The 7,854-nt window shown below is 40.3% G+C and carries 9 protein-coding genes and 1 other RNA gene; 7 read left to right on the top strand and 3 right to left on the bottom strand.

The window, feature by feature from the left end:
* Window positions 1–329: 329 nt before the first annotated feature.
* The 3 genes from V7659_RS02270 to V7659_RS02280 form a co-directional block, all read right to left on the bottom strand.
* Window positions 330–1,025 (bottom strand): deoxynucleoside kinase, encoded by a 696-nt coding sequence (locus tag V7659_RS02270; protein ID WP_420491323.1) that lies wholly within the window; start codon window positions 1,023–1,025, stop codon window positions 330–332.
* A 15-nt stretch (window positions 1,026–1,040) separates the two neighbouring features.
* Entirely contained in the window at window positions 1,041–1,688 is a 648-nt protein-coding gene (locus V7659_RS02275) for a deoxynucleoside kinase (RefSeq protein WP_335537846.1), read from the bottom strand.
* Between the two features lie 194 nt (window positions 1,689–1,882).
* Entirely contained in the window at window positions 1,883–3,169 is a 1,287-nt protein-coding gene (locus tag V7659_RS02280; protein WP_335537847.1) for a glycoside hydrolase family 18 protein, read from the bottom strand.
* Window positions 3,170–3,320: 151 nt separating this feature from the next.
* Between V7659_RS02280 and tadA the strand changes: the two genes are divergently transcribed.
* The 7 genes from tadA to V7659_RS02315 all read left to right on the top strand — a co-directional run bounded on the left by tadA (window position 3,321) and on the right by V7659_RS02315 (window position 7,572).
* Entirely contained in the window at window positions 3,321–3,842 is a 522-nt protein-coding gene (tadA, locus tag V7659_RS02285) for a tRNA adenosine(34) deaminase TadA (RefSeq protein WP_335537848.1), read from the top strand.
* A 76-nt stretch (window positions 3,843–3,918) separates the two neighbouring features.
* Window positions 3,919–4,183: signal recognition particle sRNA large type (gene ffs, locus V7659_RS02290), an RNA gene on the top strand.
* A gap of 135 nt (window positions 4,184–4,318) precedes the next feature.
* Window positions 4,319–6,007 (top strand): DNA polymerase III subunit gamma/tau, encoded by a 1,689-nt coding sequence (gene dnaX, locus V7659_RS02295; RefSeq protein ID WP_335537850.1) that lies wholly within the window; start codon window positions 4,319–4,321, stop codon window positions 6,005–6,007.
* 38 nt (window positions 6,008–6,045) lie between these two features.
* A complete protein-coding gene (locus V7659_RS02300) occupies window positions 6,046–6,366 on the top strand; it encodes a YbaB/EbfC family nucleoid-associated protein (RefSeq protein ID WP_420491324.1) in 321 nt (106 codons plus the stop codon).
* 17 nt (window positions 6,367–6,383) lie between these two features.
* On the top strand, window positions 6,384–6,980 hold the full coding sequence (gene recR / locus V7659_RS02305; protein WP_026565815.1) for a recombination mediator RecR: 597 nt from the start codon (window positions 6,384–6,386) through the stop codon (window positions 6,978–6,980).
* A 21-nt stretch (window positions 6,981–7,001) separates the two neighbouring features.
* Window positions 7,002–7,223: a YaaL family protein gene (locus tag V7659_RS02310; RefSeq protein ID WP_283879395.1), complete on the top strand. Its 222-nt coding sequence runs from the start codon at window positions 7,002–7,004 to the stop codon at window positions 7,221–7,223.
* Window positions 7,224–7,308: 85 nt separating this feature from the next.
* A complete protein-coding gene (locus tag V7659_RS02315; RefSeq protein WP_335537853.1) occupies window positions 7,309–7,572 on the top strand; it encodes a pro-sigmaK processing inhibitor BofA family protein in 264 nt (87 codons plus the stop codon).
* Window positions 7,573–7,854 lie beyond the last annotated feature (282 nt).

A 7,854-nucleotide genomic window follows, 5' to 3' on the forward strand; every position in this document is an offset into this window, starting at 1 on the left:
CCTCTTCCTCCTCCATATACTTAATAATCGCGCATAAAAACTGGAGATAAAGGTTCGTTACATAATATGTAACGGACTTTTTTTATGTTCAGAAACTGTACCACATAGAAATAGGACTCAGAATTCTGCCCAGATCCTACGTGACTGAAACTAAGGTAATTCAAGGGTTCAGGTAATGTAGAGCAGCCCTACGTGACGAAATTAAGATAATTCAAGGGTTCGGGTAACGTAGAGGAGTCCTACGTGACCGATATGCTAAGGTAATCAAAGAAACAGATCACATAGTATAGAACCCAATGACCGATACAGACAAAAAAGCACATATTGGATTATCCAATATGTGCTGTTCTTATATTTAGAATTTCTTTTAACTTATCTTCCACTTCAAGGCAAACTCTAGTGGCGTCTTCCGCGCTTTTTACAACATCTGTTGTATCCATATCAATCACCAATACCTCGCTTGCAGAGTACTGGTTCATCACCCACTCATCATAACCCTTCCACACTTCGAAGTAATATTCCTTCAATTCAGGGTTAATTTCAAAGCTTCGGCCGCGGGCCATAATCCGGTCAATCACTGTATCAAATGATCCTTTTAAGTACACCATTAAATCGGGTGCCTTTTTTGGAAGTTCATTCAGTTCTTCTAACATGTTTTCCACTAATTCTTCATATATTTTAAATTCCAAATCAGAAATCCTGCCTAACGATTTATTAACATAGGCAAAATACCAATCTTCATAAATGGAACGGTCTTGAATTGTATAAATAGGCTCTCTCCAACTAACGCATTCTTTAACGGTTTTAAAACGTTTATTCAAAAAGAATAATTGAAGCAGGAAAGGAATCCTTTTGGCATCTAATTCTTCAGGTGTCAGTTCATAATAGAGCGGGAGAATCGGGTTATCATCCACAGTTTCATAAAACACCTTACTTTCAATACCTTTATTTTGAAAGTGTGCATTCAATGTGTCTGCCACACTTGTTTTTCCAAGACCAATCATACCACCAATAACGATACTCACTAACATCCCCCTGATCTATAATGTTTTAGTCCAGCTGCTTTTTTTTAATGCTAATGATAATTGTTCAAAAATATGCTTTAAATCTTGTTCATTTTTGACAAAATCCAATTCGTCTCCGCTAAAGCGAAGAACCGGTATTTCCGGATGTTCTTTTTCAAAGATCGTCATTGTATTTTCATAATCAAGCGATAACTGTTCTAAATATAAGGGGCTGATATTCTTTTCCACTTCACGCCCTCTTATTTTGATTCGTTTTAGAAGGGTATCGAGGCTGGCATTCAAATAAATAATGACATTAGGCTTCGGCATATCTTCAGTTAGAATTTGATAAATTTTATAATATTTTTGATACTCATCCACATTTAATGAACGCTTTGCAAAAATTAAATTTTTGAAAATATGATAATCTGCTACGACTGATTGATTTTGAGTTAAGAAATGGGTATTGATATCCCCTAATTGCTTAAAACGATTGCAGAGGAAAAACATTTCGGTTTGAAAACTCCATTCCTCAATATTTTCATAGAATTTTCCTAAGAAAGGATTTTCATCCACAATCTCTTTAAGTAATGCAAATTCAAATTGCGCTGAAATGGCTTTTGCGAGAGATGTTTTTCCAACACCAATCGGCCCTTCAACGGTAATAAAGGGTGTATCCCCCATTGCAAGTCCTCCTTCGAAAGCTACCTTCACTCTATGATTCACCAGAAAATCTGGATATTTAGTCAAAAAACACGCAAGATTTATTTTATCATAATCTCACGCAGGAAGGGATAAGGAATATTTAGAAGAAATATGATTTATGTCAAATATATGAAAAAACTGCCGAATCACGGCAGTTTTTGTAGAATAAATATTTAGGTCCCGCGCTTGGTGACATTGAAATTATCGACGATTAACAGCCAGTTTTGCGGGAAGGCAAGACCGAGTTTCCAATAACTCATGCCCCTAATATTTAACTCTTTTATTAAGTCAAACTTCGCTTGGATGGAACGGGCATCCTCAAACCAAACCTCATGCTGCTTACCCGCTTCTGAATATCTAAAATGTGGTGCCTGCGCCTTGATGTCATATTGAATCGGGACATTGTGACTTGCGGCGAGCTGTATGGCCTGCTGTGGACTCACAGCCTTGGCAACCGATCCCTGCACGAAGGGAAGTGTCCAATCATAGCCATAGAGATTTTGCCCCATCATAATCTTATTCGAGGGGATCTCGGTGACGGCATATTCCAACACTCTTCTCACTTGATCGATGGGAGAGACAGCCATTGCGGGGCCTCCGCTATATCCCCACTCATAGGTCATAATCACTACAAAGTCGGCGATTTCCCCATGGGCCTTATAATCATGGCCCTCATACCATTTTCCCTTTTGCGTGGCACTGGTCTTTGGCGCAAGGGCAGTAGACATAAGCCAGCCTTCCTTAGCGAATCTTTGTTTTGCCTTTCGTAAGAAACGATTATAAGCCTCGCGATCCGCCGGGCGCAAAAACTCAAAGTCAAAGTGAATATCCCGGAATCCATACTGTTTAGCAGTTGCAACAATGTTATCCAGAAATTTATCTTGAATGGCTATATTATTCAATAAGATTCTTCCGAGTTCGTCACTGAACTGATCATTCTCTTGATTGTTAATAACCATCATTAATACATTGCGGTTGGCTTTGGCTATGGCGGGAAATTGATTCAGCAAGGGTGCTTTCAGTGTCCCATCACGGCGGACTTGAAAACTGAATGGGGCTAAATAGGTTAAATAGGGTGCGGCCTCACGGGCACTCGATTCTAAGATTGGAGCTACGGTAGTGCCGCGCGGTTCAACATACGCGTTAAATTCGGCATTTCTCTTCCTGCCTTGCGGAATATAGAGACGGAAACCGATAGTAAGCGGTTGGTTAGGATTAATCCGGTTGATGCTGGCCAGCTCTTGGTAGGGAATGTTGAATTTCCTTGCTATCGTGAAGAGTGAATCGCCTTGTTGTACAAAGTAAAAATGGCCAATAATAGGAATGACAAGTGCCTGCCCAATCACAAGATTATTTGGATTCGGTAAATCGTTGGCCTCTACTATGTCCTGGACGGTTGTATGATAGGTTCTTGCAATCGTAGTTAAGGATTCATTACTCTTTATCACATGGATTTGCATCCTAATCCCTCCTAAGCAAATATGCGTTGCAATTATTTTATGAGGGGAGAAACGGATAAATGATATAATGCTTATAAATTTCACTCTGAAGCAAATGGGGACTCCTTCTTGGCAATAATGGAACCATGGGAAAAAATAAAGGGGTATGATCATGACAAGTGTGCAGACATTAGATGAGTACTATATGAAAGAAGCGATAAAAGAAGCAAAAAAGGCAGAAGAATTGGATGAGGTGCCGATTGGTGCGGTCATCGTCATGAACGGGGAAATAGTCGCTCGGGCTCATAATTTGCGGGAGAGTGAACAAAATGCTGTTGCACACGCTGAGCTAATAGCGATTGATCAAGCATGCAAAGAGACAGGTACATGGCGTCTTGAGGATTCTACATTATATGTCACGTTGGAACCGTGTCCAATGTGTGCAGGAGCGATTATTCTATCTAGAGTGAAAAGGGTGGTTTACGGTGCAGCGGACCCTAAGGGCGGTTGTGCAGGGACACTGATGAATCTATTGGAAGATGACCGATTTAATCATCAAAGCGAAGTTACTAGCGGTGTATTAGAAAGAGAGTGCGGACAGCTGCTCTCCGACTTTTTTCGAAAAATAAGAGAACGGAAAAAGTTAGCGAAAAAAATGCAGGCAGATGGACTTACAAAAAATGACAAAGAATAAGGATTGCTTTTTTACGAAAATATTTGTATACTAAGAAAGCGTCATAGTGACGCACATAACTTTGGTATCAACTTTGCCGTGCTAGGTGGGGAGGCAGCGGTGCCCTGTACCCGCAATCCGCTCTAGCGGGACTGAATCCCTTCCCGAGGCTAACGACCTGTAGGGTCTGCCTTAAGTAAGTGGTGTTGACGCCCGGGTCCTGCGCAATGGGAATCCATGAACCATGTCAGGTCCGGAAGGAAGCAGCATTAAGTGGACGCTCCCATGTGCCGCAGGGTGGCCTGGGCCGAGCTAACTGCTTAAGTAACGCTTATGGGCGTTAGTCGACGGAAGGTGCACGGCAGTTATATTACATAAATTAACTCATCTCAGACTTGGGATGAGTTTTTTTGTCCATTACATAGATTCATTTTGTAAAAAGCAAAATGGTTAAGGTATAATAAAAAGGAATGAAAATTTTGAAGGGGGCGTGTCTTTTGGCATATCAAGCTTTATATCGTGTTTGGCGGCCTCAAACATTTCTCGATGTAGTAGGACAAGAACATGTAACCAAGACATTGCAAAACGCCCTGCTTCAGCAAAAGATATCACATGCGTATCTTTTTTCCGGCCCAAGAGGAACAGGGAAAACAAGTGCAGCTAAAATATTAGCAAAAGCGATCAACTGTGAGCGGTCACCTGTTTCAGAACCTTGTAACGAATGTGCAGCCTGCCGTGGAATAACCGATGGAACGATTTCAGATGTGTTAGAATTTGATGCGGCTTCGAACTCACGTGTGGAGGAAATGCGGGATGTCCTGGATAAGGTAAGATTTGCGCCCACAGCTGTGAATTACAAAGTCTATATCATTGATGAAGTGCATATGCTATCCATTAGCGCCTTTAATGCCTTGCTAAAAACTCTAGAAGAACCGCCGAAGCATGTCATCTTTATATTAGCTACAACAGAACCTCATAAAATCCCCTTAACAATTATTTCAAGATGTCAACGCTTTGATTTTAGGCGCATTACAGCTGGGGCAATCGTCAATCGGATGAAGTTAATTGTCGAGGAATCTGGAATTGATTGTGATGAACGTGCCCTTCAATTGATTGCTCGGGCAGCAGATGGCGGGATGCGCGATGCACTTAGTCTATTGGATCAGGCGATATCGTACAGCCAGGACCATGTTGCAATTGAAGATGCATTAACGGTTACAGGATCGGTTTCGCAGGGATTTTTAAATAAACTTGCTTTGGCATTTCGGGAAAAGGATGTCGCAAACGGCTTAGCTGCGTTGGATGAACTTTTATACCATGGAAAAGACCCGATGCGATTTATTGAGGATTTAATCCTGTTTTATCGTGACATGCTGCTATATAAAACAGCACCAAACCTTGAGGAATCGCTGGAAAGAGTAATGCTGGATGATGATTTTCGAAACATTGCTGAAACGATATCAACAGATCAAATTTATCAACTGATTGATCTCTTGAATAAAACACAACAAGAAATGCGTTGGACTAATCATCCAAGAATCTTTCTTGAGGTGGCGATTGTTAAGCTGTGTCAAATGGAAGTAAAGCAGACGGCACAGGCGCAGCCTGCTCAAATTGACCAGTTGTTAACAAGAATTGGTCAATTGGAAATGGAACTCGAGCATTTAAAGGCGAATGGTGTAACAGCATCTCCTCAAGAGGCAGTACAGCAATCACAAAAGCCAGCCCAAAGATCTGCGAAAAAGGCATTTCAGCCGGCGGTCGGAAAAATAAATGAAGTGTTAAAGCAGGCAACAAAAAGCGATTTGAATCTGATTAAGTCTAATTGGGCAGAATTGCGGGCAAGTCTGTTAAAATCACAAGCTGCCCTATTAAACGATGCTGAGCCTATCGCCGCATCAGCAACTGCCTTTATCATAAAATTCAAGCATGAAATGATTTGCCAGATGGCGATGAGTCGAACAGATTTTCTGGATGCAGTGATCGCCGCTTTATATAAATTAACAGGCAAAAGATTTACAATCTTAGGTGTCCCGGAAGACCAGTGGCTGCCAATTCGCGAAAGCTTTTTGAATAGCCATGAAGGTGCTGAAGGAGAAACCAGTGAAGTACCTAAGGAAGAAGAACCACATATTGCCGAGGCGAAAAAAATATTTGGCGAAGAATTTGTGGAAATTATTGATTAATAACTAATAACTAATTAATTGGAGGTAGATGAATAATGATGCGTGGTGGCGGAATGGGAAATATGCAAAATATGATGAAACAAATGCAAAAGATGCAAAAGAAAATGGCAGAGGCACAAGAAGAATTAGGTGAAAAAAAGATTGAAGGATCTGCCGGCGGTGGTATGGTGACTGTCATTGTTACAGGACATAAGGAAGTAGTCGATGTAATTATTAAACCTGAGGCTGTTGACCCGGATGATATAGAAATGCTTCAAGACCTTGTTTTAGCTGCTACAAATGATGCTCTTAAAAAGGTAGAAGAGTTAACAAACAGTACAATGGGGCAATTTACAAAAGGAATGAACCTTCCTTTTTAGGAGAGGAATAGCAAAAGATGCATTATCCAGAACCAATTTCAAAGCTGATTGACAGCTTTATGAAGCTGCCAGGTATCGGTCCTAAAACGGCCGGTCGTCTGGCTTTTTTCGTCTTAAGTATGAAAGAAGATACCGTGCTTGATTTTGCTAAAGCACTTGTCAATGCCAAACGAAATTTAACGTATTGTTCTGTCTGCGGTCATATAACAGATCAAGACCCTTGTTACATTTGTGAAGACGTGCGCCGCGATAAGAGTATCATCTGTGTTGTCCAAGATCCTAAAGATGTGATTGCGATGGAAAAAATGAAGGAATTCAATGGATTGTATCATGTCCTTCATGGGGCCATTTCCCCTATGGATGGGATTGGACCAGAGGACATCAATATTCCAAGCCTCTTAAAGCGTCTTCAAGATGAAAATATAATAGAAGTAATCTTAGCGACAAACCCTAATATTGAGGGGGAAGCCACAGCCATGTACATTTCCCGTTTGTTAAAACCATCGGGAATTAAAACAACGAGAATTGCTCATGGACTTCCAGTCGGCGGGGATCTTGAATATGCAGATGAGGTTACTTTATCCAAAGCGATTGAGGGCCGAAGAGAATTTTAAGAAGACGCGGAGGAATCAATGATGTTTTTTCAGCGTAAAGGGCGGCTTCGTAAAGAGTATAATGAAAAGCTTTTAGTGCAGTTGAATCGATATAAAGAACATTGGCAGCAAGAAAAGTTGCTGTTAGAGAAAAGTTTCGATCCTTCAGACGAAGTGATTTGTCAAACGAAAATAGCTGAGGCAAAGTATATCTTTCTCTTAAGAGAAGCAAAGCAGCGGAACGTTAATTTAATGAATTCTTAAATATGCTATTTCCTTTTTTAGGTCTATTCTTGGCAGCTTGTACATAAGTTGTAAACAAAGTGACTTAAGAAGGGGGATAGCTTTTTTGGAACCAATTATCGTAATATCTATCCTAGGCGGCTTAGTAATTATCCTATTATTTACGGGAGCTCCCTTTAAGCCAGCTCGATTTGTAGGTCAAGCCGCAATCAAGTTAGTCATTGGAGCGTTATTGTTATTTTTTTTAAATGCAGCAGGAAACCGCTATGGCATTCATGTGCCGATTAATTTTGCTACCTCTGCCATTTCAGGCTTTTTAGGAATCCCGGGCCTGTGTGCTTTAGTGGCTATACAACATTGGGTAATCTAAATCGTAAACCGCTGATAAAAGGCGGTTTTTCTTTTTGAAAAATAATAAAAATCAATTTCAAAAAAAAGTATTGACCAATACTTTAATATGCTGTAATATATGAAAAGTCGTCACTGAGGCGATGCAAAACAAAAGAAAAAAGTTGTTGACTTCTGGTTAATAACTTGGTATGATAATAAAGTCGCTCTTGAGCGATAGAGAAATTGTTCTTTGAAAACTAAACAAACAAAATCGTGCAAACAAGCAATAAATTTTAGTTTCAATTATGAAACTAAGCCAACG

Origin of the sequence: Neobacillus drentensis (assembly GCF_036966985.1) — a bacterium.
Classification (GTDB): Bacteria; Bacillota; Bacilli; order Bacillales; family Cytobacillaceae; genus Neobacillus; species Neobacillus drentensis_E.

Bases quoted from the DNA above. Each gene is read 5' to 3' on its own strand.
- V7659_RS02275 (WP_335537846.1), bottom strand. From the start codon at position 1,688: ATGGGGGATACACCCTTTATTACCGTTGAAGGGCCGATTGGTGTTGGA.
- V7659_RS02280 (WP_335537847.1), bottom strand. From the start codon at position 3,169: ATGCAAATCCATGTGATAAAGAGTAATGAATCCTTAACTACGATTGCA.
- tadA (WP_335537848.1), top strand. From the start codon at position 3,321: ATGACAAGTGTGCAGACATTAGATGAGTACTATATGAAAGAAGCGATA.
- V7659_RS02300 (WP_420491324.1), top strand. From the start codon at position 6,046: ATGCGTGGTGGCGGAATGGGAAATATGCAAAATATGATGAAACAAATG.
- recR (WP_026565815.1), top strand. From the start codon at position 6,384: ATGCATTATCCAGAACCAATTTCAAAGCTGATTGACAGCTTTATGAAG.
- V7659_RS02310 (WP_283879395.1), top strand. From the start codon at position 7,002: ATGTTTTTTCAGCGTAAAGGGCGGCTTCGTAAAGAGTATAATGAAAAG.